The organism is Plantactinospora sp. BC1 (assembly GCF_003030345.1).
In the GTDB taxonomy this organism is placed as follows: domain Bacteria; phylum Actinomycetota; class Actinomycetes; order Mycobacteriales; family Micromonosporaceae; genus Plantactinospora.
In genome coordinates, this window is record NZ_CP028158.1 from 1,231,723 (window position 1) to 1,256,155 (window position 24,433).

The window sequence follows — 24,433 nt, forward strand, 5'->3', positions numbered from 1 at the left end:
GAACGAAGGTGGTGTCGGGGATCGGCCGGCGGTCAGCCGTCGCCGAGCAGCGGCAGCATCTGGTCCAGCGCGTACGGGACGCTGAGTACGGTGCTGAAGGAGAGCGCGCCACCGATCGGCGGGTTCTCGTACGGCAGGAAGACCGCCCGGTTCTGCTTCGCCACGTCGAGGGTGGCGTAGACCTTGTCCGCCTTGACCCGGGGTTCGGCGCTGGCGTCCGAGGTGAGGAAGAGCAGCTTGTCGACGTCGACCAGGTCGAGCCGCTCGGAGCCGATCTCGGCGGCGTACTCCTTGCCGGCCGCCTGCACGATGCTCTCCGGCACCGTGAAGCCGAGCTGGGTCATGAAGACCACCTTCGGGTCGCTCGGCGCGAAGACCGCGTACTTGCCGGCCTCGTACGGGTCGACCACCGCGACGGTCTTGCCGGCGAAACCGGGGTGCTCCTGCCGGGCCTTGGCGAACCGGGCGTCGACGTCGGCGATCAGCTTGTCGGCCTGCTCGGGCTTGCCGAGCGCGCGACCGGCCTGCCGGGTCATCTCCTGCCAGGGTGCGGCGTAGTCGGCGAAGCCCTTCGGCTGGGCGACGGTCGGGGCGAGCTGGGAGAGCTTCTGGTACTGCTCCTGGGTCATCCCGGAGTAGAGCCCGATGATCAGATCCGGTCGCAGTGCCGCGATCTTTTCGAGGTTGTAGTCGTCCCGCTCACCGACGATCTCCGGCGGGGTGCTGCCCCAGAGCGGCTGCGCCCACGGCCACTTGCCGTACGGCCGCTCCAGGAACCAGTCGATCGCACCGACCGGCACGACGCCGAGGGCGAGCACCGGGTCCTGGTCGCTGAGGCCGAGCGTGACCACCCGGGTGGGCGCCTTGGTGATCTCGGTGCTGCCGTACTTGTGCTCGACCGTCACCGGGAAGGTGCCGCCGGCGCTCGCGGACGGCGCCGGGTCGGCACCGTCGTCGCCACCACCGCAACCGGCCAGGCCGACCACGAGGACGGCCAGCGCCGCCGTGAGTCGGGCTACCGGCCGTGGACGCTTCGTGCGGGCAGGTGTGGTGGACATCGGCTCCTCTTCGGTCTCTGTCGGGTCCCGTCGCGCCGTGGGGCGGCCGGGTGGAAGTCGGTCTCGGCGCGGGATCGGGAATGGGGTCGCGCGACGCCGGGCGACCTGTTGCCTGACCTCGGGCACGGCACCGTTGGCCGGTTCCGATGACCGTGATAGTAAGGTAAACCTTACCTAACCTCAAGGCTCGCCGGAACGACCTCCCCATCCATCGAAGCCGTGAACTAAGGTATACCTACCCTAAGAAGCGAAGCCCCCGACACATTCGGCGGAAGAAACCCGAGGACCGCGTGACAACCGACCAGGCAACACCGGTTAGCCGACCCGCGCCCGCCCGGGCGACGGGTCACCGATCCAGACGTCCGGTCGGGCTCTTCCTGGTCGCCACGACCGTCCTGATCGTCCTCTCCCTGCTCTCCGTCGCGGTGGGCAGCCGGCAGATCCCGCTGGACCAGGTGGTGCAGACGCTGCTCGACCGGGCCGGCGCGCGCACCGCCGACCCGCAGATCGAGGCGATCGTCTGGGGCGTACGCCTGCCGCGCACCGTGCTCGGCCTGCTGGTCGGGATGGCACTCGGTCTCTCCGGTGCCCTGATGCAGGGGCTGACCCGCAACCCGCTCGCCGATCCCGGCCTGCTCGGCGTCACCGCCGGTGCCGCGCTCGGCATCGTCCTCGCGATCGCCTGGTTCGGCATCGCCACGCTCTACGGCTACATCTGGTTCGCCTTCGCCGGTGCCCTGCTGGCCAGCGTGGTGGTCTACCTGCTCGGCGGGCTCGGCCGGGGCGGTTCCACCCCGGTCAAGGTGGCGCTGGCCGGCGTGGCCATCACCTTCCTGCTCAACTCGTTGACCAGCGCCGTCGTGCTGCGCGACCCGGACGCGCTCAACCGCTACCGGTTCTGGGCGGCCGGCTCGCTCTCCGGGCCGGACTTCGGCACCATCGGTCAACTGCTGCCGTTCCTGGCCCTCGGCACCGTACTCGCGCTGGCCTCCGCCCCGGCGCTGAACAGCCTCGCCCTCGGCGACGACGTCGCGGCCGCGCTCGGCCGCCGGGTCGGACTGGTACGCCTACAGGGCACCCTCGCGGTGACCCTGCTCGCCGGAGCCGCGGTCGCGGTCGCCGGCTCGATCGTCTTCGTCGGCCTGGTGGTGCCGCACGTGGCCCGGCTGATCACCGGCCCGAACCACCGCTGGCTGCTGCCGTTCACCATGGTGCTCGCGCCGAGCCTGCTGCTGCTGGCCGACATCATCGGTCGGGTCATCGCCCGGCCGAGCGAGGTCGGCGTCGGCATCATCGCCGCCTTCATCGGCGGCCCGTTCTTCATCATGCTGGTCCGGCGCCGCCGGCTCGCGGAGCTCTGACCCGATGACCCTCCTCGACCTGCGCCGCACCGGCGGCCGTACCCCGTTCCGGATCAGCCGGCCACCGGTCTCCGGCGTACTCCGGTGGCGGGTGCTGATCTGCTGCCTCGGGCTCGCCGCCCTGGCGTTCGTGGTCTTCTGCGTCGGCATCGCCACCGGCGACTACCCGGTCAGCCCGCTGCGGGTGGTCCCCGCACTCTGGGGTTCCGGCGACCCGGGTCAGGTCTTCATCGTCCGGGAGCTGCGGCTGCCCCGGGCGCTGACCGCCGTACTCGCCGGTGCCGCGTTCGCCGTCTCCGGGGCGATCTTCCAGACCATCACCCGCAACCCGCTGGCCAGCCCGGACATGATCGGCATCAACGCCGGTGCCACCACCGCCGTCGTCGCCGCCATCGTGCTCGGCGGCGCCGGGCTGAGCCTACCGGCGCTGGGCCTGGTCGGCGGGCTGATCACCGCCGCGCTGATCTACCTGCTCGCCTGGCGGCGGGGCGCCACCGGCTACCGCATCGTGCTGGTCGGCATCGCCGTCTCCTGGATGGCCGCCAGCGCCACCGACTACCTGCTGACCCGGGCCCAGCTGGCCGAGGCGCAGGCGGCGCTCGGCTGGCTGGTCGGCAACCTCAGCGGTCGCGGCTGGGAGACGGTCGGCCCGCTCTCCGTCGCCGTACTGGTGCTGCTCCCCGCCGGGATGCTGCTCGGGCGGTGGACCCGGACCCTGCACCTCGGCGACGAGGTGGCCCAGGGGCTGGGTACGCCCGTGCAACTGGCCCGGCTCCTCCTGGTGGTCGTCGGCGTCGCGATGGTCGCGTTCGCCACCGCCTCCACCGGGCCGGTGCTCTTCGTGGCACTGGCCGCACCACAGATCGCCCAGCGACTGGCGGGGCTCTCCGCGCCGCCACTGCTGGTGTCCGCGCTGACCGGGGCGTTGATGGTCTCGGCCAGCGACCTGGTGGCCCGCTGGATCATCCCGGACGTCGACCTGCCGGTCGGCGTGGTCACCGGGGCGGTCGGCGCGGCGTTCCTGCTCTGGCTGCTCGTCCGGGCCAACCGCGCCGGTTCTGGAGGCTGACGTGACCGTGGATCTGACCATCACCGACACCGTGCTCGACGCCCCGCCGGGCCGCGCCGCCGACCAGCCCGAACTGCGGGCCGAACGGCTGCGCCTGGCGTACGGCGAACGGGTGGTCGTCGACGACCTCGACCTGGTGATACCGGCGGGCCGGATCAGTGTGATCGTCGGCGCCAACGCCTGCGGCAAGTCCACCCTGCTGCGGGCGCTGGCCCGGCTGCTCAACCCGACGGCCGGCAGCGTCCAGCTCGACGGTCGGGCGATCCACTCCCTGCCCACCCGGCAGGTGGCCCGGCAGGTGGGGATCCTGCCGCAGGCGCCGGTCGCGCCGGACGGCCTGACCGTGCTCGACCTGGTGGGCCGGGGCCGCTCGCCGCACCAGACCTGGTGGCGGCAGTGGTCGCCCGAGGACGAGCGGGCGGTGACCGAGGCGCTCGCCGCGACCGGCGTCACCGAGCTGGCCGACCGGCCGGTGGACGAACTCTCCGGCGGGCAGCGGCAACGGGCCTGGATCGCGATGGCGGTGGCCCAGCAGACCCCGGTGCTGCTGCTGGACGAGCCGACCACCTTCCTCGACCTGTCGCACCAGATCGACGTCCTCGACCTGGTGGTGGATCTGAACCGGCGGGACGGCCGGACCGTGGTGATGGTCCTGCACGACCTCAACCAGGCGTGCCGGTACGCCGATCACGTGATCGCGATGAAGGGTGGCCGGGTCGTCGCCCAGGGTGCCCCGTCGAGTGTGGTCACCGCCGAGGTGGTCGACGAGGTCTTCGACGTGCGGTGTGAGGTGAGCCTCGACCCGCTGACCGGCACCCCGCTGGTGATCCCGACCAGCCGGCACCACCCCCGTCCGCTGGTACCGGTGGCCGCCGGCGCCTGAGGCGGTCCTCGGTCGACCGGCGACGGGCCTCCGGCGGCCACCCGCCCGGGTCGGTCGCCGGGCGAGCCGGTCAGGGCATGGGGTGCAGCCCCTCGTGCCGGACCGTCCAGCCTCCGTCGTCCGGGAAGCCGGGTGTCGGCCGGCCGTCGTCCGCGTCCGAGCCCCGGGCCATCAGCGCGACGGCGGCGAGCAGCCCACCGTTGCCGGGCAGATAGACCGGCAGCGCGGCGGTCTGCCGGTTGTGCCCGTTCGGCAGGTAGCCGTTCTTCGCCTCGGGGCGCAGCAACGCCTCGACGGCGGTACCCGGCTCGCCCAGCCGGGTCGCGGTCATCGCGATGGCCGGATAGTCCCAGCCCCAGGTCGACGCCCAGTCCCAGTCGGCGAGTACCCCGTGCAGGGTGGCCCGCATGACCTCCGGGTCGACCAGTTCGGTGGGCGGGACGAGGCCGAGCGCGTACAGCATCGAGGGATGGTCGTCCCGCACCGTGTACGGCGGCACGTCGACGGCGGCGTAGACCCCGTCCCGGACGTGTGGCCGGACCAGGTTGGCGGCGACCCGCTCCCAGGACGGCTCCGGCGACAGCCCGAGCCGGGCCCGCCAGCGCTGCGCGATCCGCAGCCCCCAGCACCAGTACGCCAGCTCGAAGGTGGGGTTCGTCAGGCTCTCCCGCAGGTCGGCGTACGACTCCTGGGCCGGCACCAGCGGCGGGCCGAGCTGGTAGCCGCGCTCGCCCCGGACCGGGTGGTCGGCCATGAACGCCGCCGTGTCGAGGACGACGTCGGCGTACCGGCGCAGCGCGGCCTCCGGGTCGGCGGTGGTCCGCCGGACCAGCTCGGCGAGGAAGATCGGATGCGGCTGCTGCCAGAGCAGGAACGGCCCGATCGGGCTCGGACTCTCCCGCCCGTCCGGGCCGACCTGCTTGGGCCAGCGGGCACCGGCACAGCCCTGCCGGCGGGCGGTCTCCCGGGCCCGCGGCAGGATGCCGGCGTACCAGCCGAGGCTGCGTTCCAGCAGGCCGGGCCGGCCCCAGAGCGGGAAGTGCGCCCCGTGCCACCAGTGCATCTCCAGGTGGAACCGGCCGCGCCAGGAGTTCACCATCAGGCCGGTCTCCTGCGGCGGGAGCGTTCCGGCGCAGTGCACCGCCGTCAGGTACTGGGAGAGCACCACCCGCCGTTCCAGTTCGACCGCCCGACCGTCGCGGCTGTCGGCGAGTTCGACCGCGCCGCCGCCGCGCCAGAACTCCGGCCAGTGCCGGGCGGCCGCGGCGGCCACCTCGGGATAGGACGGCAGCGCGGCGCCGGCCGCCGACCCGGCGCCGGGGGCGAACGCGACGACCAGCTCGACGGCGGGCAGCCCGGCGGCGACGACCAGGAACTCGTGCCGGCCGACGTGCAGGATCCGGGCGCCGTCCGGCAGCCCGATCCCGACCGAGTACGCGGTGTCGTCGAGTACCCGGCGCAGCAGCGCCCCGTCCGGCGTCGGGCGCAGGACCGACGAGTGTGCCTCCGGTCGGGACCAGTCCGCGGCGTTGCTCCACTGCGTCGAGCCGTACGGGAAGGCGATCCGGATCGCGAGGCCCTCGGCGAGCAGCGCCGAGGCGACGCGTACGGCGAGGACGTCGCGCTCCGGGTGGCAGACCGTGTCGACCGCCACCGGGGTGCCGTCCAGGCGGAACCGACTGGTGATGGTGCCGGTCCAGAGGTCGAGCCGCTGGTGCGGGTCGGTCAACTCGGCCGGCTCCGGCGCCCGGGCGCTGATCCCGGTGCCGGCCGGGCGGGTGGTCCGGACCAGCCCGATCCGGCCCAGGTCGAGCCGGTGCGGATTGCCGCGCAGCCACGACTCGGCGGGCGACTGCGGGGCTTCGGCGGTGCCGGAGAGGGTGCCGCACATGTCGACGTACTCGATCGGGCCGCGCGGCGTCGGGTAGGCCCGGCGGGTCTCCGCCAGGTCGTACGCCCGCCCGGCCGGCAGGCTGTGCCAGCCCCACTGTGCCTGGGTGCCGAGCAGCGTGCCGGGCGTGCCGCTGCCGCCGGGGTTGCCCACCGGGTAGTGCTCCGGGAAGGTCTGCAACCCGGTGACGTCGACGGTGTAGCAGAACTCGCCGTTGCCGACCGAGAGCGGGGACTCCGGCAGGATGCCGGTCACCTCGACCGCGTGCCGGTCGACGAGGGCCCGCCGGTCGATCCCCGGCCCGTCCCGCTCCGCCCGCCGGCCGTCGTCCCCGCCCCGGTCGGCCGTCACTTGCCGATCGCCGCCTCGACCTGCTTGACGAACTCGTCCGCCGCGTCGGCCGGGGACTTCCGGTCGAAGAGCACCTCGGCGTTGAGCCGTTGCAGGATCAGCCGGGTGTCGGTCGAGCCGGTCGGCCCGATCACCAGCGGCGGGCCCACCTGCGGGGTGACCTTCTCGATGAACTTGGCCTGCGCGGACTGGTCGGCGTTGAGCGCCGGCAGCACCGCCGTCAGCACCTCGGAGTTCGCCGGGATGCCCCGGTCGGTCAGGATGATCTTCCCGGCCTCGGGGCTGTTCACCAGGAAGTCGACGAACTTCGCCGCCTCCTTCGGGTGCTCGGTCCGGGCGTTGACGGTGTAGATCTGCGAGGCCTGCAACCACATCCCGGCCCGGCCGCTCTCCCCCGGTGCCCGCAGCAGCTCCAGCGGCTGCCCGGAGGCCTTGCGCAGCGCGCCGAGCTGGTTGCTCCAGTCGAACTGCATCCCGGCCAGGCCCCGGCCCATCAGCGTCTGCTCCGGGGCCGGCTGGCCCTCCAGTTCGGTGGTGACCGAGGCCGGCGGGGTGGCTCCGGCGTCGCGCAGCCCGGTGGTCATCGTCCACCACTCGGTGATGGTGTTCCGGCTGATCGCGACCTTGCCGTCCGGGGTGTAGAGCCCTTCGCCGCGCTGCCGGGAGTAGAGGTCGAACATGTCGGCGGTGCTCGGGTCGGCCACCCCGTAGGTGCCCTTCGGCGACTTCGCCGAGATCTCCCGGGCGATCCGGGCGAAGTCGTCCCAGCTCCAGCTGCTGTCGTCGGGCAGCGGCACGCCCGCCTTGGCGAAGAGCGCCGGGTTGACCACCAGCGCGAAGGTGTTGACCCCGGTCGGTACGCCGTACTGCTTCTCCTCGAACCGCCCGTTGCCGAGCGCGGCGGCGTCGATCTTGTCGGTCTTCAGTTCGTTCTTCACCCGGGCCAGGTCGAGCAGTGCGCCCCGGTCGCCGTACTCCCGGGGGTAGGCGCCGCCCAGCGTGATGACGTCCGGCGCGTCGCCGGCCGCGACCTCGGTGGCGAGCTTGTCGAAGTACGCGTTGAAGTCGGACGACGAACCGGTGACCTTGATGTCCGGGTTCTTCGCCTGGAAGGCGTCGATCACCTTCTGGGTGGCCTGGGCCCGGTCGTTGTTCCCCCACCAGGAGAACCGTAACTCCACGGGCCCGCCGTCGCCGCCGGAGTCGCCGCAGGCGGCGACCGAGAGCAGCAGGGCGGCGGAGACGACGGCGGTGCCCAGGCGGGTCCGGATGGATCTGACTCTCATCGGAACTCCTTCGCGAACGGTGGGTGTGACGCGACGGGTGCTTCGGTTTCCGGCGACGGTGCCGGGGCTAGGGGTTGGAACGGTTCACTTGAGGCCGGTCGTAGCCAGCCCCTGCGTCAGGTAACGCTGCCCGGCGAGGAAAAAGCCGAAGATCGGCGCCAGTCCGACGATGGACATGGCGAAGAGCTGACCCCAGGCGGTCTCGCCCTGACCGTCCATGAAGGACCGCAGCGCCACCGGCACCGTGTAGAGGTCGGGGTTGGTCAGGAAGATGAGCTGGCTGAAGAAGTCGTTCCAGGTCCAGATGAAGGTGAACAGCGCCGAGGTGGCCAGCGCCGGTACGGAGAGCGGCATGATGATCCGCCAGTAGATCCGTACGTGCCCGCAGCCGTCCATCCGGGCCGCCTCGTCGAGTTCACGGGGCAGCGAGCGGATGAACTGCACCATCAGGAAGATGAAGAAGGCGTCCGTGGCGAGGAACTTCGGCACGATCAGCGGCAGCGTCGTGTTGATCCAGTCGAGCTGCGAGAAGAGGACGTACTGCGGCACGATCAGCACGTGGATCGGCAGCATCATCGTGGCGAGCATCGCGGCGAAGAGGATCCGCCGGCCCCGGAACTCCAGCCGGGCGAAGGCGTACGCCGCCAGCGAGCAGGAGAGCAGGTTGCCGACGATCGAGGCGACCGCGATCACCGCCGAGTTCCACAGGTAGTGCTGGAACGGGTGCTCCAGCGCGGTCCAGCCGCCGGTGTAGTTGCCGAGGTCGAACTCGCGCGGCCAGATCGACGGGTCCCGGAAGATGAGTTCGGTCGGCTTGACCGAGCTGGAGACCATCCAGAGCAGCGGATAGACCATCACCACGCCGAAGACGATCAGCAGGGTGTGTTTGGTGATCCGCCGGGCCGGCGGGTCGGCCCGGTCACTCGGGCGCACCGGGGTGCTGGTCGTCAGGTCAGTCACCGTAGAACACCCATCGCTTGGCGAAGAGGAAGTTGAGGCCGGTCAGTACGGCGATGATCACCAGCAGCGTCCAGGCCAGCGCCGACGCGTAGCCCATCTCGAACGAGCCGAAGCCGCGCTCGTAGAGGTAGAGCGTGTAGAGCAGGGTGGAGTCGGCCGGGCCGCCGCTGCCGCCGCTGACCACGAACGCCTGGGTGAAGCTCTGGAAGGCACCGATCATCTGGAGGATCAGGTTGAAGAAGATGATCGGGGTGAGCAGCGGGATGGTGATCCGGAAGAACTGCGAGACGGCGCCGGCACCGTCGACCGAGGCCGCCTCGTAGTACATGCTCGGGATCTGGCGCAGCCCGGCCAGGAAGATCACCATCGGCGCGCCGAACGTCCAGGCGTTCAGCACGACCAGGGTGCCGAGCGCGTAGTCCGGGTGCGACACCCAGCTCACGCCCTCGATGCCGACCTTCGCCAGCAACTGGTTGACCAGCCCCTCGCTGCCGAAGATCTGCCGCCAGAGGATCGCGATGGAGACGCTTCCGGCCAGCAGCGACGGCAGGTAGTAGACCGAGCGGTAGATGGGCAGCCCGCGTACGCCCCGGTTGAGCAGCATGGCCAGGCCGAGGGCGAGGGCGAGCTGCACCGGTACGGAGACGAAGACGTACTGGAAGGTGACCAGCAGCGACCTGTGCAGCCGGGAGTCCTCCAGCATCCGCCGGTAGTTCTCCAGCCCCAGCCACTCGGGCGGGCTGAGCAGGGTGTAGTCGGTGAAGGAGAGGTAGAGCGAGGCCAGGATCGGCCCGATGGTGAAGACGACCATCCCGACGATCCACGGCGTGAGGAAGCCGTACGCCACCCGGGTTTCCCGGCGACGCGGCCCGGACCGTGCGGTGGCGGCGGGTCTGCCCGTGCGATCGCTCATCGGAGCACCCTTCGGCGGAGATACGTCGCGGGTGGAGCCTCGGTGCCTACCCGTCCTGCCGTCACGCCCACCATGCCCGCGGGGCCCCGGATCCGGGCTGAGTAACCAGTTTCTAACAAAGCCAACATCAACTGTCAACGCATCGAACTCTCCCTAACTAGCTGTGCGAACGTGGTGGCACGGATCGGCGACAGATCGAAGAAACCGGTTGCTATCAAGATCGAGCAACCGGTATCTTCGGCCCACCGGATGGCCACCCGGGCGTCGGCGGACGACCCGGCGCGATGTCCTGGATGGACGGCCGCCAACAGCGGCCACCCTTGGGAGATTCGAGATGAGCCTGACCGGAGACCGCCGCGCCGGGCAGCCGGCCGACGAGCCGACCGGCGCGGCGCGACCGGGTCGGCGCAGGTCCGCCCGCTCCGACCGGCCCGCCGCCACGATCGGCCGGGTCGCCGAGGCCGCCGGAGTCTCCCGGGCCACCGTCTCCCGGGTGATGAACGGCAGCCCGACCGTGGCGGCCGACCTCGCCGCCCGGGTCCGCGCCGCCGCCGCCGAACTGAACTACGAGCCGAGCCTGGTCGCCCGCAGCCTGGCGCTGGGACGCACCAGCACGGTGTCGCTGATCGTCCCCGACCTCTCCAACCCGATGTTCCAGGACGTGCTGCGCGGGCTCAGCCACGCCGCCGCCGGCCGGGGGTACCGGCTGCTGGTCGCCGAGTCCAACGAGAACGTCGCCGAGGAGGCGATCCTGGCGGTGGAGGCGCGCCGCCGCTCCGACGGACTCGTCCTCGCCTCGCCCCGGGTGCCGGAGGCCGAACTGCGCGCCCTCAGCGACCGGCTCGCCCCGCTCGTCCTGCTCAACCGGGAGCTGCCGGGCAGCAGCGTCCCGTCGCTCTCGGTCGACTACGCGGCGGGGATCACCGCGATCGTGGGCCACCTGCGGGCCCTCGGCCACCGCCGGATCGTCTACCTGGCCGGACCGGCGGCCAGCACCTCCGACCGGGAACGCCGGGCCGCGCTGCGGGCAGGCTGCGCCGCCGAACCGGTCTGCGCGCTGACCGAACTGAACTGCGGCGCCACCTTCGACGACGGGCACGGCGCGGCCCGCGCGGTGTTGCGCAGCGGTGCGACCGCGGTGGTGGCCTTCAACGACATGGTGGCGTTCGGCGCGCTCAGCGGCCTGCACGAACTCGGCATCGGAGTACCCAGGGACGTGTCGGTGGCCGGCTTCGACGACATCCCGTTCGCCCGCTACACCACCCCGCCGCTGACCACCGCCTCGATCCCGCGCAACGAACTCGGCCGGCAGGCCTGGGACCGGCTCTGGTCACTGCTGGGTGGCGGTCCGGCCGGACACGACGTGCACTTCCAACCCCGACTGCTGGTCCGGGACAGCACCGGCCCGGTACCGGCCGGACGAGCGTAGGGGCGGTGGGGATGACCGGACCGGGCTGGATCAGCGTGCACGGCGACCGGCTGGTCGACCCGACCGGGCGGACGGTCCGGCTCGCCGGGGTCGGCCTGGGCGGCTGGCTGAACATGGAAAACTTCATCACCGGCTATCCCGGTACCGAGTCGCAGCAGCGCAAGGCCCTGCGCCGCGTACTCGGCCCGGAGGGCTACCACCGGTTCTTCGAACGGTTCCTCACCGACTTCTTCGCCGCCGAGGACGCCCGCTACCTGGCCTCGCTCGGGCTCAACTCGGTGCGCGTACCGTTCGGTTACCGGCACTTCGAGGACGACGACCGGCCGTTCGTACTCAAGCCGGAGGGCTTCCGCTGGCTGGACCGGGTCGTCCGGCTCTGCGCCGACGCCGGACTGCACGTCATCCTCGACCTGCACGCCGTACCCGGCTACCAGAACCAGAACTGGCACAGCGACAACCCCACGCACTGGGCACACTTCTGGACCCACCGGCACTTCCAGGACCGGGTCGTGCACCTGTGGCAGGCGATCGCCGACCGCTACCGCGACGAACCGACGGTCGCCGGCTACAACCCGGTGAACGAGCCGGCCGACGCCTCCGGCGAGGTGATCGGGCCCTTCTACGACCGGCTCGTCCGGGCCGTCCGGGAGGTCGACGACCGGCACGTCCTCTTCCTCGACGGCAACCGCTACTCCACCGACTTCTCGACCTTCACCGAGCCGTACCCGAACACCGTCTACACGGCACACGACTACGCGCTGCCCGGTATCGCCGCCGGGAGCGAGTACCCCGGCACCACCCGGGGCGAGTACTTCGACCGGGCCGCCGTGGAGCGGACCTTCCTGCGCCGCACCGAATTCATGCGCCGCACCGGGACCCCGATCTGGATCGGCGAGTTCGGCCCGGTCTACACCGGCGAACCGGAACGGGACGCCTCCCGGCTGCGGCTGCTCGCCGACCAGCTCGACATCTACCGGCAGCATGGCGCGAGCTGGGCGCTCTGGACCTACAAGGACATCGGGTTGCAGGGCCTGGTGTACGCGGCCGAGCAGAGCCCGTACCGGCAGCGGATCGCACCCGTGGTGGCGAAGAAGGCCCGGCTCGGCTCCGACTCGTGGGGCGGGGTCGACCGGGAGGTCCGGCACATCCTCGACCCGATCGAGGAGCTCTTCGACCGGGAGTTCCCGGACTTCGACCCGTACCCGTGGGGTCGCCGGGCCTGGATCAACCTGCTGGTCCGGAACATCCTGCTCGCCGAGCCGCTGGTCGGGGAGTTCGGCCGCTGCTTCGAGGGCGTGGACCCGGACGGGGCCGAACGGCTGGCCGCGTCCTTCGCCTTCGACGCCTGCGTACGCCGGGAGCCGCTGGCCGAGACGCTGCGCGCCCATCTACCGCCCCAGACCTGATCGGAGGGTCGGCAAGATTCTTGGCGACTTATGGTCTCCTGCGAACCACAGATCTCCAAGAATCTTGGGGATGCCTCACCGCCAGCCACGCGGGTGGCAGGCCGGCGTAGGCCCAGTCGCCCAGCGCCGACCGGTCGACCAGGCCGATTCCCAGCTCGCGAGCCAGCCGCAGCCCGTCACCGGCGGCGAAGAAGCCGTTGGTGACGATCACGCAGATCTCGCCCCGGTGGATGCTCCGACAGGTGCCGGCGAAGCGCTGGATCGCCGCGCTGCCGACCCGGTTCGTCGGGCTGTGCCGCTTGCACTGCACGACCACCCGCCGACCGTCCGGGGAGATGGCGGTGATGTCCGCGCCCCGGTCGGCGGCACCACCGCAGACCGTCACCCGGGAGAAGCCCGAGCGGCTCAGCAGGGCGGCCACCCAGCGCTCGAACTCGGCCCCGGTCATCGTGTCGGTCGCCTCGACGTGCCGGGCGCGTACCGCCGACCCGTTCGCGTCGCGCAGTCGCGCCCGGATCAGCAGGGTCAGCACTCCGGCGCCGACCGCCGCCAGGCCCACGGCGATGACGACCGCCCAGACCGGGTGCCGCTGGGCGAAGTCGACGACCACCCAGGCCAGCACCAGCGCGCCGACCACCGCGCCGAGCCACCAGCCCGGCCGGTCCGGCCCCGAACTGCCGCCGCGACGTCGGCGCGGATAGGAGCGCCGGGGGCGCGAACGCCGGGTACGGGAACGGTAGTGCCCCCGGACCCGGGTGCCGTCCCGGCGGGTGTACGAGTGCACTCGCGGCATCAGCTCTCCCGGCCAGGGCGCAACGACCGCCGCCGCGTCACGCGGGGAGTTAACTGGCGAGTCACGCGCGGACTCAACTTCGGAACAGCTCGTCGACGTCCTGCTCGTCGTACCCGCGTCGACCGAGGGTCGGCTTCCGGAGGGACACGTTGCGGATATCCGACGGAGTCAGCTGGGACATCGACCGGCCTCCTGATGGGGAGCTGGAACACTGCTGGACTGGACCGTTCCGTCTGGACCTTCGAGGGTATCGACGTCGGACAAGGTCGCCCGGTCGACGGCACCCGCCCGCGGCCCCTGCGGCGCTCCGGAATGGCCACGGTTCGCCACTAGACTGGGTCGGCCGCAGTTCGTCGACGGGTGAGGACGGCAATGACCTACTACGTGGAGATCCCGGTCGACGACGAGAGCACCGTGCTCGTCGAGGTGACCCACCAGGTCACCGGGGTCGCCCCGGCCGGTCGTTCCCGGGCGGTGGTGACCCGGCTGTCGGAGACGTTCGGCGAGGCCTTCGACCGGTTCCACCGGCTGGCCCAGAGCGCGGCCGCGCAGGCCCGCGACGCGGGCGGGGCCGACCGGGTGGCGATCGAGTTCGGTCTCAAGGTGGCGGCGAAAGGTGGTTTCGTGGTCGCCGAGACCACCGGTGAGGCCCACATGAAGGTCACCTTCGAGTGGAACCGGGGCACGCCGACCGCGACCGCCGCCGAAGCCGACCAGGGCCCGGCCGAGGAACGGAACGCCGAGCCGGATTCGGCGTCGACGGACCCGACCGGACCGGGCAGCGCCGACTGATCGACCGCCGGGTCGACATCCGCTCCCGCTCGCCCGCCGAATCGCCTGCGGCAGGCGGTCGGAGACTCCCCCGCTACACCGGCGACCGTCGCCGCCCGAGGAGCGCACGGATCCGGCGCCGCCCGAGGAGGGCACGGATTTGGCGCCGCCCGAGGAGGGCACGGATTTGGCGCCGTCGCCACGCGTCGACCCGGCCGAGCACCGTCCGCGAACGCCCGGCCAACTCCGGGGAGCGTCCGAGCACCAGCCGTGGGCGCCGCACCAGCATCCGGAAACGCCCGGGCGCGCTGGCTGGAGATCCGTCGACGCGACCACCTGCCCGCGACCCCCTGCCGGCCGACTCCCCCGAGCGACCGGCCGGCGGTCGGGCGGGCCGGCCAGGGCGGGCCGGCCTCCGCCCCGCCCGGCGGGCCAGCAGCCAGCCGGTCAGGACCAGGTCGAGCAGCGCGCCCGGGAGCTTGGTCCTGGTGACCAGGCCGAGGCTGTCCGGCAGGGTGAGGAAGACCAGCCCGGCGGAGCCGGCGTCGAGCAGGACACCCAACCGTCCCCGGGGTGCGGCGGTCGCGGCCAGCACCGCGATCCCGGCGAGGGCGTACCAGGCGTAGAAGACCGGGCCGAGCAGCGCGGTGGCGAGCAGCGCGACCCCGGCGGCGGGCACGGCGACCGCGACGCCGCCGCGCAGCGCCCGACGCCAGGCGAGCAGGAGTACGCCGCCGAGCACCGCCAGCCCCAGCAGCCGGGCCACCTCGACCGCGCTGCCGAACGCCTCCGGCCGACCCGCCGCGCGCAGCCCGTAGCCGACCGCCATGCCGATGCCGGTCGGGATCGACGACCACTGCACGCTGCCGGCGGTCGCCGGCCAGCTCCGGACGAAACCGAGGCCGTGCCCGGTCACGCCGGCCAGCAGCAGGAAGCTGCCGAGGGTCGCCCCGGCCAGTACCACCCCGGCCGCGATCCGGCGCCGACCGGTGCGGGCCCACGGCACGACCGCGAGCGCGAACGGCACCACCACCAGCGCGGTGGCCTTGACCGAGGCGGCGGCCCCGAACGCGACCCCGGCGACGGCCAGCCGGGCGGGCACGGTACGCAATTCGACGGCGGCCAGCAGTCCGAGTACGACCAGCCCGGCGAGCAGCGCGTCGTTGTGCGCTCCCGAGACGACGTGTACCAGCGGCAGCGGGCCGATCGCGCCGAGCCAGACCACCCGGGCCGGGTCACCGGCACAGTGCCGGGCCAGCCGGGCACCGGCTGCGGTGGCCAGCAGGGTGCCGCCGATCGCCACCAGCCGCAGCACGGTCACCGCAAGCGGCAGGTGGCCGCCCGACACCCTCGCGGCGAACTCCTCGACGAGCAGCCAGAGGGAGCCGTACGGTGCGGGTGTCTCCCGCCAGCTCGGCGCGACCCGGTCCAGCCACCGGCAGGGCAGCGCGTCCGGTCCGACGGCGTACGGGTCGAGCCCGGCGGCGGCGATCTCGCCCTGGCAGGCGTACGCGTAGATGTCGGTGCTGCCCAGCGGCGGTGCCAGCAGCAGCGGCACCGCCCAGAGCGCCCCGGTGGCCAGCAGCCAGCCCGGCGCGGTGACGGCGCGCAGCCGCCACCAGACGGCGACCAGCCCACCGGCGCCGAGCAGCCACAACCCGACGCCGACCGCCCAGCCCGGCCCCCGGTCGGTGGCCGAGCCGGCGAGGTGGGCGCTGGCCGCCGTCAGCGCGCTGCCGAGCAGTCCCAGCCAGCGCAGTCGGGCCGGTGAGAGGCTCTCCCGCATCCGGGCAGGGTCGCCGGGGCAGGTGAACCTCCGCCCCGCTCCCGGCTACCTGCCGGCGAACATCCGCAGACCGTCCGCCGACCGTCCACCGACCGTCCGCAGACCGCAGCAGCGCCGACGACCGGAACGGCTGACGAGAACGAGTGGCCCGTCGGCAGAGTCAGGCCGGGCCGGGCGCGCCGACGTATTCGGGTTCGCGGTCGAGGGCCGGGTCGGCGGCGCGGGCGCGGATCGAGCCGAGGATCTCGGCGGCCCGGACGGCGGTGTTGGAGAGCAGCGAGGACGAGATGCCGTGGCTGTGTTCGGTGCCGCCCTGGAGGTAGATGCCGGCCCGGACCTCCGGGTCGGTCCGCAGCCGGTAGTCGCGGTCGACCAGGGCCCGCCCGGCGTCGTCCCGCAGGCACACCTGCGCCGCCTCACCGAGCAGGTCGAACGGGTCGACCGGGCGGTATCCGGTGGCGAAGACCACCACGTCGGCGTCGAGCACGGTCTTCTCGTTGCTGACCAGCGACTCCACCACCATCCGCACCCCGTCGGGGGTACGGACCGTCTCGACCGGCCGGGTCAGGTTGAGGATCCGGAGCCGCTCGACGCCGCGTACCTTCTCCTGGTAGACCCGCCGGTAGAGTTCGTCGATGAGTTCGGAGTCGACAACCGAGTAGTTGGTGTTGCCGTGGTAGGCGAGCATCATCTGCTTCACCTCCGGCGGCGCCGTGAAGTATTCGTGCACGGCCCCCGGGTCGAAGATCCGGTTGGCGAAGGAGCTGTCGTCGGCCGGGCTGTAGCCGTACCGGGAGAAGACCGCGCAGACCTCGGCGGCCGGGAACTCGCGGTGCAGGTGGTCGACGGCCTCGGCCGCGCTCTGCCCGGCACCGACCACGACGAACCGGGTCGGCTCCGACGGCACCAGGTTACGCAGGTTGGGCAGCAGGTCGCGGCTGTGCCAGACCCGGGTGTCCAGGGTGATCCCGGCCGGCAGGTACGGCCGCAGCCCCACCCCCAGCACCAGGTTGCGGGCCCGGTAGCTGACCGGGGCGGCGGAGCAGGGGCCGGCCTGGGCCAGCACCTCGAAGTGGTCGAGTTCGCCGTCCCGCCAGACCGGGCGTACGTCGACCACGTCGTGCCCGTACCGGACCATGTCGTCGACCTGTGCCGCCGCCCACTCCAGGTAGTCGTGGAACTCGACCCGGGACGGGAAGAGGTTCTTGTGGTTGATGAAGTCGATCAGCCGGTCCCGACTCTGCAGATAGCAGAGGAAGCTGAATCCGCTGGCCGGGTTGCGCAGCGTCACCAGGTCCTTCAGGAACGACACCTGCATGGTGGCGTCGTCGAGCAGCATTCCCCGGTGCCAGCCGAAGCTGGGCTGACGCTCCAGGAAGACGGCGCTGCCGATCCCGCCGGGGCCGGCGCTGGCCTCGCGGACGGCGATGGCCAGGGCGAGGTTCGACGGACCGAAGCCGATGCCGAGGAGATCGTGCACCTGGGAGTCGTCGCTGCGATTGGTTCGTGACATACCTGTCCCATCAGTCTGCCGGCCAATCGGCGGCGTGGTGGAGGACTGGATCCCGTGCGGACCCGGTGCGGCTGGCGCGGACGGTCGACCATCCGTGGCATTTAGGTTAGGCTAACCTACACCAAGGTCAAGAACAATATGGACCACCTGACCGGTACGACCGGGGCGAGACGAACCGAGGCGAAGAGGAGACCGTCGATGCGGGTTGTGATGTTCGGCTACCAGACCTGGGGGCATCGCACCCTACAGGCGCTGCTGGACTCCGAGCACGAGGTGACCCTGGTCGTCACGCATCCGAAGAGTGAACACGCGTACGAGAAGATCTGGGACGACTCCGTCGCCGAGTTGGCCGAGAAGCACGAGGTACCGGTGCTGCTGCGCAAGCGCCCCGGCGACCCCGAGCTGATGGAGCGGCTCCGGCAGGCCGCGCCCGACGTGATCGTGGCGACCAACTGGCGTACCTGGATCCCGCCGGAGATCTTCAACCTGCCGCCGTACGGGACGCTGAACGTGCACGACTCGCTGCTGCCCGCGTACGCCGGGTTCAGCCCGCTGATCTGGGCGCTGCTCAACGGCGAGCAGGAGGTCGGGGTCACCGCGCACCTGATGGACGAGACGCTCGACGCCGGCGACATCGTGCTGCAACGCGCTATACCGGTCGGCCCGACCGACACCACCACCGACCTGTTCCACCGCACGCTGGAGCTGTTCGGCCCGATCACCGTGGACGGACTGGCGCTGATCGCCTCCGGCCGCACCGACTGGACCCCGCAGGACCGGTCGAAGGCGAGCTTCTTCCACAAGCGCTCGATCGAGGAGAGCCGGATCGACTGGAACTGGCCGGCCGACGAGATCGAGCGGCTGGTCCGGGCGCAGTCCGACCCGTACCCGAACGCCTTCACCCACCACGACGGCGCGCGCCTGCGGATCCTGGCCGCCCGGGTCTCCGAGGGCCGCTACGGCGGCACGCCCGGCCGGATCTTCTACCGGGAGGGCGACGGCGTGGTCATCGTGGCCGGCGCCGACGCGCGCCGTGGGCACCGCCCCGGCCTGGCGATCACGCGGGTACGCACCGACGACGGCCGGGAACACGCCGCCGGCGACTACTTCCGGACCATGGGTGGCTATCTGACCCGCTACCCGGACGGCCGGCTCTAGAAAGCCGAGCCGCAGACCCCACCGCCGGTGGTGGTCGTCCTCGCGAGGCTGGTGCCCTCCGGCGAGGACGGCCACCACCGGGCCGGCGGAGGTGGCTACCGCACGCCCGCCTCGACGGTCAGGGTCCCGGCGGCGGCGTCGATGGTCGCCCGGGCACCCAGCGGGATGGTGAGCTGTCCGTCGCCGTGCCCGAGGCGGAGCCCGCCCAGCACCCATGCACCGATGCTATTGATCGTCCACAAGCGATCCCTGCACGTCGCCCCGCCACCCGCACCCGGGTTGCTTCACCGGCGACTCACCTGGACGCGGGACGACGACCCGTCCAGGTCAGTGCGGGTCGTCGAAGCCCTCGGTCGCCCGTTCGCGGCGCAGGTGTGCCAGCGCCCGCCGGCTCAGCTCGGTCTCCTCCCGCCTGAGCGCCTGGTACATGGTCGCGACCTTCTCGTACGGCTGGGCGGGCGGCAGCAGCGGAATCGCCGGATCCACGACCGCCTCGATCAGCGTCGGCCGGTCCGCCGACAGGGCCCGGTCCCAGGCGGCGTCGACCTCGGCCGGTGTGGTGACCCGGACGCCGTGCAGGCCCAGCAACTCGGCCCAGCCGGCGTACGGGGCGTCGGGCAGGCGTTGGGAGTCGACGAAGCGGGGATCACCCTCCATCTCCCGCTGCTCCCAGCTCACCTCCGCCAGGTCGCGGTTGTGCAGCACCAGCACCACGAACCGTGGGTCGGCCCAGTCCCGCCACCGGTGCGCGACGGTGAGCAGCTCGGCGAGCCCGTTCATCTGCATCGCCCCGTCCCCGGCGAGGGCCACCACCGGGCGGTGCGGGGCGGCGAGCTTCGCGGCCAGCCCGTACGGCAGCGCCGAACCCATCGAGGCCAGCGTGCTGGACAGGTGCGCGTCGACCCCGACGGGCAGTCGCAGGTGCCGGGCGTACCAATAGGTCACCGAGCCGACGTCCACCGACACCTGCGAGTCCCCGGGCAGCCGGTCGGTCAACGCGTGCAGGACGTACTGCGGGTTGAGCGGCTCGGCCTCGGCGGTGGCCCGGCGCCGGGCGATGTCCCGCCAGCGGACCACCTCGTCCTCGATCCGCTGCCGCCAGCTCCGGTCGGACCGCGACGTGAGCAGCGGCAGCAGGGCCCGGATGGTCTCGGCGGCGTCGCCGAGCAGCGGCACCTCCACCGGGTACCGTACGCCCAGGCGCCGGCCGTCGATGTCGATCTGCACCGCGCGGGCCTGCCCCGGTGCCGGATAGAACTCCGACCACGGGTCGTTGCTGCCGACGATCAGCAACGTGTCGCACTCGCGCATCAGCACACTGCTGGCGGTGCTGCCCAGGTGGCCCATCACCCCGGTGTGCACCGGCAGCGCCTCGTCCAGCACCGGCTTGCCCAGCAGCGACGCCGTCACGCCCGCCCCGAGCGCCTCGGCCAGCTCCACCACCTCGGCCGCGGCGGCGCGGGCGCCCTGCCCGACCAGGATCGCCACCCGCTCGCCGGCATCGAGCAGCTCCGCGGCGGCCCGCAGGTCGTCGGCCCGGGGGCGCAGCTCGGGCACCGGCAGCCCGGGGCTGGTCACCATGACCCCGTGCTGGTGGGCTTGCAGGCTGGGAGCCGGGGCTGTCTGCACGTCGTGGGGCAGGATCACGCAGGTCGGGCTGCGGGTCGCCAGCGCCGTGCGGATCGCCCGGTCCAACAGCATGGGCAGCTGTTCGGGCGTGTACGCGGTCTGCACGAACTGGGCGCACACGTCCCCGTAGAGGCGCACCAGGTCGATCTCCTGCTGGTAGCCGCTGCCGAGTACCGACGTCACCTGCTGACCGACCAGCGCGAGCACCGGCTGGGAGTCCAGCCGGGCGTCGTAGAGGCCGTTGAGCAGATGCACCGCACCCGGCCCCTGCGTGGAGAGGCACACGCCCAGCCCGCCGGTGTACTTGGCGTGCCCGCACGCCATGAACGCGGCCGTCTCCTCGTGCCGGGCCTGCACGAACTCCGGCCGACCGGCGCGCCGCAGCGCGCCCATCACCCCGTCGATGCCGTCCCCGGAATAGCCGAAGACCCGGTCCACACCCCAGTCCGCCAACCGGGACACCACCAGATCCGACACCGTCGCGTCCGCCACCGCCGCCTCCTCGTCTCGACCCTCCCACCCTGCGCCTTACCCCCAGGCGCCTGGTCGAACCGGGCGGATCGCACCGCTCCGATACGAATCGGTGACACGATCCCGGTTGGGGAGCGTCACGCGCGGGGATGTAGCCCCGCATGAGGTTCGCAGGTGTGGCGGTGGGCAGTGCGGCCCTGACCGTACTGACCGTGGCAGGGTGCGGTTCGGTGACCGACCGCGGCGACGCGGCGGCTGCCGTCGCGGTACGCACGCTGACCGCCGTCACCGCCGAGGACGGGGCTGCCGCCTGCGCTCTGCTGGCACCCGACACCGCCGCTGAGCTGGAGCAGTCCGCCGACAAGCCGTGCGCGGAGGCGATCCTGGCCGAGGACCTGCCCGAACCGGGGGTGGTGGTCGCCAGTGACGTGTACGGCCAGCGGGCACAGGTGCGACTCAGCGGAGACACCGTCTTCCTCGCCGTCCTCCCCGGCGGTTGGCGCGTGGTCGCCGCGGGGTGCACCGCGCGGGGTGACGAGCCCTACGACTGTGTGCTCCAGGGAGGTTGAACCATGCGACTCCAGTTCGTTCTACTGCTGCTCGTGGTCGCCGCCGGTCTGATCTATTTCTCCGTGTTGGGGGTGCTGCACCGGTGAGGCGCTTCCTGCGCGAGAACTCCCTCGGTCTGGTCTTCGGTCTGCTGTTCCTCGGTGCCCTGGTCGGTCAGGCGTTCGCCGGGCATGCCGACTTCAACCAGCGGCAGCTCAGCGAGGGCCTTCCACCGGTGTCGCTCGGCCGGTACGTCACGTCGGCGAGCTTCGGTGTCGACGTCACGGAGAACTGGCAGTCGGAGTACCTGCAATTCTTCCTCTACATCTTCCTGACCGTCTGGCTGCTCCAGAAGGGCTCACCGGAGTCCAAGGAACTCGACAAGGCCGGCCCGGAATCGGACGAGGACCAGATGGTCGGCGCGCACGCCGCCGACACGTCGCCGGCCTGGGCCCGCGTCGGCGGCCTGCGGCGGGCCCTGTTCTCCCACTCGCTGGGCCTGGTCATGGGCGCGATCTTCCTGCTGTCGTGGCTGGCCCAGTCCATCAGCGGGGTCGCCGCCTACAACGAGGAGCAACTCGGCAACCTCCAGGACCCGGTGTCCTGGGGCCAGTATCTGGGGCAACCCGACTTCTGGAACCGCACCCTACAGAACTGGCAGTCGGAACTGCTCGCGGTCACCTCGATGGTGGTCCTCTCCATCTATCTGCGACAGCGCGGATCGTCACAGTCCAAGCCCGTCGGCGCCGCGCACACCGCCACCGGCGTGGAAGGCTGAGCAGCGACGCCGGCCATCGCCGCATGATCTCGGGCCTGCTCGGCCGAGCCGTCGAATCCCCCTTCCGGTACCGGACCGGACAGGTCGAGGAGCGGGTTCCCGCGTTCGGCACCGGTGCCGCCCCGGCGCTGCCTAGGCTGGCGTCGACAGGATGGCCGCGCTTCTCGTGCCGGCGAAGGGGGCTGCCGTGACGAATGTTGTCCGGCGTCCCACCCCGGCCGACCCGACCCCCGGGGTGGTGACGAGCGCCAACGCCCCGAGTTCGGTGGTGCGTACCCAGCCGCCGGAGTTGGGGCCGGACGCGGTCGCGGTGGTGGAGGGCCGGTCGTTCATGGTGAGCAACGCCGCCGGGGACGTACCGGTCGGCACCATCGGCGGGCTGGTGCACGACGACACCCGGCTGCTCAGCCAGTGGGAGCTGACCCTGGGCGGGGCGCCGCTGCTGATCCTCAGCTCGGGGCTGGTCGACGACGACTCGGCGGCCTTCTTCCTGACCAACTCGGACCTGCCGCACGTGCCGACCAACAGCGTCGGGGTCCGCCGGCAGCGGTTCATCAGCGACGCGATGGAGGAACGGATCGAGCTGGAGTGCTTCGCCAACGAGGTGCAGTCGGTGCAGCTCCGGCTCCGGGTCGGCACCGACTTCGCGGACCTCTTCGAGATCAAGCAACGGGTACGGGACCGCTCGGCGAGCATCACCCGGGACTACTCGACCGACGGTTCCCGGCTCTGCTTCACCTACCGCAACGCGGACTTCACCGCCGTCACCGACATCCAGGTGTCGCCGCCGGCCGACCGGGTGGAGGAGAACGACCTGATCTGGGACCTGCGCCTGGAACCGGGACTCAAGTGGCAGGCCGAGGTGTCGGTGGCACTGCCCCGCCGGCCGACCGAGATGCCCTCGCTGCACCGCCGGTTCGGCCAGGGCTTCGACCTGGTCGGCGAGGATCCCACGCACACCTGGCGGGAGGAGTGTCCCACCCAGGATCTCGACTCCGACCTGCTGAGCCGGGTGATGGACAAGTCCAAGATGGACCTGGTGGCGCTGCGGATCGAGCAGACCATCGGCGACGAGACGATCGTGCTGCCGGCCGCCGGCCTGCCCTGGTTCCTCACCGTCTTCGGCCGCGACTCGCTGGTCACGGCGTACCAGTCGCTGTCGTTCGGGCCACGGCTCGCCCGGGGCACCATCCGGTCGCTCGCCAACTACCAGGGCACCAGGCTGGACGACTTCCGGGACGAGGAGCCGGGGAAGATCCTGCACGAGGTACGCAGCGGCGAGCTGACCCGGACCGGCGAGAAGCCGCACAACCCCTACTACGGGACCTCGGACGCGACCCAGCTCTGGCTGATCCTGCTCTCCGAGTACTGGCGCTGGACGTTGGACGAGGACTTCGTCCGGCGCTTCCGGGACAACGTGCACGCCGCACTGGGCTGGATCGACCGCTACGGGGACCTCGACGCGGACGGGTACGTCGAGTACGCCACCCGCTCGCCGCAGGGGCTGGGCAACCACTCCTGGCGGGACTCCCCCGACGGCATCGCCTACTCCGACGGCTCGATCCCGGTACTGCCGATCGCGACCTGTGAGATCCAGGGCTACACCTACGACGCGAAGCTCCGGATCGCCGAACTCGCCGACGGCCCGCTGCGGGATCCGGAACTGGCCGAGCGGCTGCGCGCCGAGGCGTACCAGCTCCGGGAGCGGTTCAACCGGGACTTCTGGATCGACGACCGGGGCGGTTACTACGCCGTCGGTCTGGACGGGGACAAGCGGCCGATCGACTCGATGACCTCGAACATGGGGCAACTGCTCTGGAGCGGCATCGTGCCGCCGGAGCGGGCCAGGGTGATCGCCGGCCAGCTCCTCTCCCCGCACATGTTCTCCGGCTGGGGCATCCGGACCACCTCCACCACCGACAGGTGCTACAACCCGATCGGCTACCACAGCGGCACGGTCTGGCCGCACGACAACTCGCTGATCGCGCACGGGCTGGCCCGGTACGGGTACCGCGACGAGGCGGCCCGGGTCATCGTGGCGATGCTGGAGGCGGCGGACTTCTCCGCCCACCGGCTGCCGGAGGCGTTCGCCGGCTACGACCGCTCGTACGGGCGCAAGCCGGTCCCGTACCCGACCGCGTGCACCCCGCAGGCCTGGGCCAGCGCGGCGCCGCTGCTCTTCGTCCGTACCCTGCTCGGCCTGGACGCCCGCGACGGTCAGTTGCTGATCGACCCGCACCTGCCGACGGACTTCGGCCGGATCAGGTTCGGCCGGCTGCAGGCCTTCGGCAAGCGCTGGGACCTGGAGGCGGCCGGCGACCAGGGCCACGTCCACCTCTCCCGGTGACCCGGGCGCGACCGGAACGAGCAGATGCGGA

The 24,433-nt window shown here is 71.9% G+C and carries 20 protein-coding genes; 10 read left to right on the plus strand and 10 right to left on the minus strand.

Annotation, left to right across the window (positions count from 1 at the left end; genetic code table 11):
* Positions 1–32 precede the first annotated feature (32 nt).
* Positions 33–1,058 (minus strand): iron-siderophore ABC transporter substrate-binding protein, encoded by a 1,026-nt coding sequence (locus C6361_RS05055; protein WP_107256015.1) that lies wholly within the window; start codon positions 1,056–1,058, stop codon positions 33–35.
* Between the two features lie 290 nt (positions 1,059–1,348).
* Here C6361_RS05055 and C6361_RS05060 point away from each other — a divergent pair, with 290 nt between their 5' ends.
* The 3 genes from C6361_RS05060 to C6361_RS05070 are packed head-to-tail and all read left to right on the plus strand — an operon-like array spanning position 1,349 to position 4,371.
* Entirely contained in the window at positions 1,349–2,419 is a 1,071-nt protein-coding gene (locus C6361_RS05060; protein WP_369931313.1) for a FecCD family ABC transporter permease, read from the plus strand.
* Positions 2,420–2,423: 4 nt separating this feature from the next.
* Positions 2,424–3,488, plus strand: coding sequence for an iron chelate uptake ABC transporter family permease subunit (locus C6361_RS05065; protein ID WP_107266926.1), 1,065 nt, complete (start codon positions 2,424–2,426; stop codon positions 3,486–3,488).
* A gap of 19 nt (positions 3,489–3,507) precedes the next feature.
* Positions 3,508–4,371: an ABC transporter ATP-binding protein gene (locus C6361_RS05070; protein WP_369931407.1), complete on the plus strand. Its 864-nt coding sequence runs from the start codon at positions 3,508–3,510 to the stop codon at positions 4,369–4,371.
* Positions 4,372–4,441: 70 nt separating this feature from the next.
* On the opposite strand, the gene C6361_RS05075 is transcribed toward C6361_RS05070, so the two are convergent.
* From C6361_RS05075 to C6361_RS05090, 4 genes are all read right to left on the minus strand, one after another.
* Complete coding sequence (locus tag C6361_RS05075) at positions 4,442–6,613, minus strand: hypothetical protein (RefSeq protein WP_107266927.1); 2,172 nt, start codon at positions 6,611–6,613, stop codon at positions 4,442–4,444.
* Positions 6,610–7,899 carry an ABC transporter substrate-binding protein gene (locus C6361_RS05080; protein ID WP_107266928.1) on the minus strand — a complete coding sequence of 430 codons (1,290 nt, stop codon included), beginning with the start codon at positions 7,897–7,899 and terminating at the stop codon, positions 6,610–6,612. Before C6361_RS05080 ends, C6361_RS05075 begins: the two co-directional genes overlap by 4 nt.
* An 84-nt stretch (positions 7,900–7,983) precedes the next feature.
* Positions 7,984–8,859 carry a carbohydrate ABC transporter permease gene (locus C6361_RS05085; protein ID WP_234359330.1) on the minus strand — a complete coding sequence of 292 codons (876 nt, stop codon included), beginning with the start codon at positions 8,857–8,859 and terminating at the stop codon, positions 7,984–7,986.
* Positions 8,852–9,772 (minus strand): carbohydrate ABC transporter permease, encoded by a 921-nt coding sequence (locus tag C6361_RS05090; RefSeq protein ID WP_107266929.1) that lies wholly within the window; start codon positions 9,770–9,772, stop codon positions 8,852–8,854. The genes C6361_RS05085 and C6361_RS05090 overlap by 8 nt, the downstream gene beginning before the upstream one ends.
* 334 nt (positions 9,773–10,106) lie before the next feature.
* Here C6361_RS05090 and C6361_RS05095 point away from each other — a divergent pair, with 334 nt between their 5' ends.
* Positions 10,107–11,201: a LacI family DNA-binding transcriptional regulator gene (locus C6361_RS05095; protein ID WP_107266930.1), complete on the plus strand. Its 1,095-nt coding sequence runs from the start codon at positions 10,107–10,109 to the stop codon at positions 11,199–11,201.
* An 11-nt stretch (positions 11,202–11,212) separates the two neighbouring features.
* A complete protein-coding gene (locus C6361_RS05100) occupies positions 11,213–12,607 on the plus strand; it encodes a glycoside hydrolase family 5 protein (RefSeq protein ID WP_107266931.1) in 1,395 nt (464 codons plus the stop codon).
* 28 nt (positions 12,608–12,635) lie between these two features.
* Here C6361_RS05100 and C6361_RS05105 read toward each other — a convergent pair whose 3' ends face one another.
* Both C6361_RS05105 and C6361_RS05110 read right to left on the minus strand, forming a co-directional pair.
* Positions 12,636–13,400, minus strand: coding sequence for a restriction endonuclease (locus C6361_RS05105; RefSeq protein ID WP_107266932.1), 765 nt, complete (start codon positions 13,398–13,400; stop codon positions 12,636–12,638).
* Between the two features lie 73 nt (positions 13,401–13,473).
* On the minus strand, positions 13,474–13,581 hold the full coding sequence (locus C6361_RS05110) for a DivIVA domain-containing protein (RefSeq protein ID WP_107266933.1): 108 nt from the start codon (positions 13,579–13,581) through the stop codon (positions 13,474–13,476).
* Between the two features lie 191 nt (positions 13,582–13,772).
* Between C6361_RS05110 and C6361_RS05115 the strand changes: the two genes are divergently transcribed.
* Entirely contained in the window at positions 13,773–14,192 is a 420-nt protein-coding gene (locus C6361_RS05115; RefSeq protein ID WP_107266934.1) for a CU044_2847 family protein, read from the plus strand.
* Positions 14,193–14,265: 73 nt separating this feature from the next.
* On the opposite strand, the gene mptB is transcribed toward C6361_RS05115, so the two are convergent.
* Positions 14,266–15,957, minus strand: a complete 1,692-nt coding sequence (gene mptB, locus C6361_RS05120) for a polyprenol phosphomannose-dependent alpha 1,6 mannosyltransferase MptB (protein WP_107266935.1) — start codon at positions 15,955–15,957, stop codon at positions 14,266–14,268.
* 160 nt (positions 15,958–16,117) lie between these two features.
* Positions 16,118–17,470, minus strand: coding sequence for a lysine N(6)-hydroxylase/L-ornithine N(5)-oxygenase family protein (locus C6361_RS05125; protein ID WP_107266936.1), 1,353 nt, complete (start codon positions 17,468–17,470; stop codon positions 16,118–16,120).
* Between the two features lie 198 nt (positions 17,471–17,668).
* On the opposite strand from C6361_RS05125, the gene C6361_RS05130 reads away from it, so the two are divergent.
* Positions 17,669–18,628: a methionyl-tRNA formyltransferase gene (locus C6361_RS05130; RefSeq protein ID WP_107256029.1), complete on the plus strand. Its 960-nt coding sequence runs from the start codon at positions 17,669–17,671 to the stop codon at positions 18,626–18,628.
* A gap of 327 nt (positions 18,629–18,955) precedes the next feature.
* Here the strand turns inward: C6361_RS05130 and C6361_RS05140 are convergent, their stop codons facing one another.
* Entirely contained in the window at positions 18,956–20,749 is a 1,794-nt protein-coding gene (locus tag C6361_RS05140) for a thiamine pyrophosphate-requiring protein (protein WP_107256030.1), read from the minus strand.
* 140 nt (positions 20,750–20,889) lie between these two features.
* Here C6361_RS05140 and C6361_RS05145 point away from each other — a divergent pair, with 140 nt between their 5' ends.
* The 3 genes from C6361_RS05145 to C6361_RS05155 all read left to right on the plus strand — a co-directional run bounded on the left by C6361_RS05145 (position 20,890) and on the right by C6361_RS05155 (position 24,402).
* The gene (locus C6361_RS05145) at positions 20,890–21,297 is read left to right on the plus strand and encodes a hypothetical protein (RefSeq protein ID WP_107266937.1); all 408 of its coding nucleotides are present in this window, start codon (positions 20,890–20,892) and stop codon (positions 21,295–21,297) included.
* 83 nt (positions 21,298–21,380) lie between these two features.
* Positions 21,381–22,055 carry a DUF6766 family protein gene (locus C6361_RS05150; RefSeq protein WP_107256032.1) on the plus strand — a complete coding sequence of 225 codons (675 nt, stop codon included), beginning with the start codon at positions 21,381–21,383 and terminating at the stop codon, positions 22,053–22,055.
* Between the two features lie 187 nt (positions 22,056–22,242).
* Positions 22,243–24,402, plus strand: coding sequence for a glycogen debranching N-terminal domain-containing protein (locus tag C6361_RS05155; protein WP_234359331.1), 2,160 nt, complete (start codon positions 22,243–22,245; stop codon positions 24,400–24,402).
* The last annotated feature ends 31 nt before the right edge of the window (positions 24,403–24,433 follow it).

What these genes read in the sequence shown, in the direction of transcription:
- C6361_RS05055 (WP_107256015.1), bottom strand. Translation starts at nt 1,058, where the DNA reads ATGTCCACCACACCTGCCCGCACGAAGCGTCCACGGCCGGTAGCCCGA.
- C6361_RS05065 (WP_107266926.1), top strand. Translation starts at nt 2,424, where the DNA reads ATGACCCTCCTCGACCTGCGCCGCACCGGCGGCCGTACCCCGTTCCGG.
- C6361_RS05080 (WP_107266928.1), bottom strand. Translation starts at nt 7,899, where the DNA reads ATGAGAGTCAGATCCATCCGGACCCGCCTGGGCACCGCCGTCGTCTCC.
- C6361_RS05090 (WP_107266929.1), bottom strand. Translation starts at nt 9,772, where the DNA reads ATGAGCGATCGCACGGGCAGACCCGCCGCCACCGCACGGTCCGGGCCG.
- C6361_RS05095 (WP_107266930.1), top strand. Translation starts at nt 10,107, where the DNA reads ATGAGCCTGACCGGAGACCGCCGCGCCGGGCAGCCGGCCGACGAGCCG.
- C6361_RS05100 (WP_107266931.1), top strand. Translation starts at nt 11,213, where the DNA reads ATGACCGGACCGGGCTGGATCAGCGTGCACGGCGACCGGCTGGTCGAC.
- C6361_RS05105 (WP_107266932.1), bottom strand. Translation starts at nt 13,400, where the DNA reads ATGCCGCGAGTGCACTCGTACACCCGCCGGGACGGCACCCGGGTCCGG.
- C6361_RS05110 (WP_107266933.1), bottom strand. Translation starts at nt 13,581, where the DNA reads ATGTCCCAGCTGACTCCGTCGGATATCCGCAACGTGTCCCTCCGGAAG.
- C6361_RS05115 (WP_107266934.1), top strand. Translation starts at nt 13,773, where the DNA reads ATGACCTACTACGTGGAGATCCCGGTCGACGACGAGAGCACCGTGCTC.
- mptB (WP_107266935.1), bottom strand. Translation starts at nt 15,957, where the DNA reads ATGCGGGAGAGCCTCTCACCGGCCCGACTGCGCTGGCTGGGACTGCTC.
- C6361_RS05125 (WP_107266936.1), bottom strand. Translation starts at nt 17,470, where the DNA reads ATGTCACGAACCAATCGCAGCGACGACTCCCAGGTGCACGATCTCCTC.
- C6361_RS05130 (WP_107256029.1), top strand. Translation starts at nt 17,669, where the DNA reads ATGCGGGTTGTGATGTTCGGCTACCAGACCTGGGGGCATCGCACCCTA.
- C6361_RS05145 (WP_107266937.1), top strand. Translation starts at nt 20,890, where the DNA reads ATGAGGTTCGCAGGTGTGGCGGTGGGCAGTGCGGCCCTGACCGTACTG.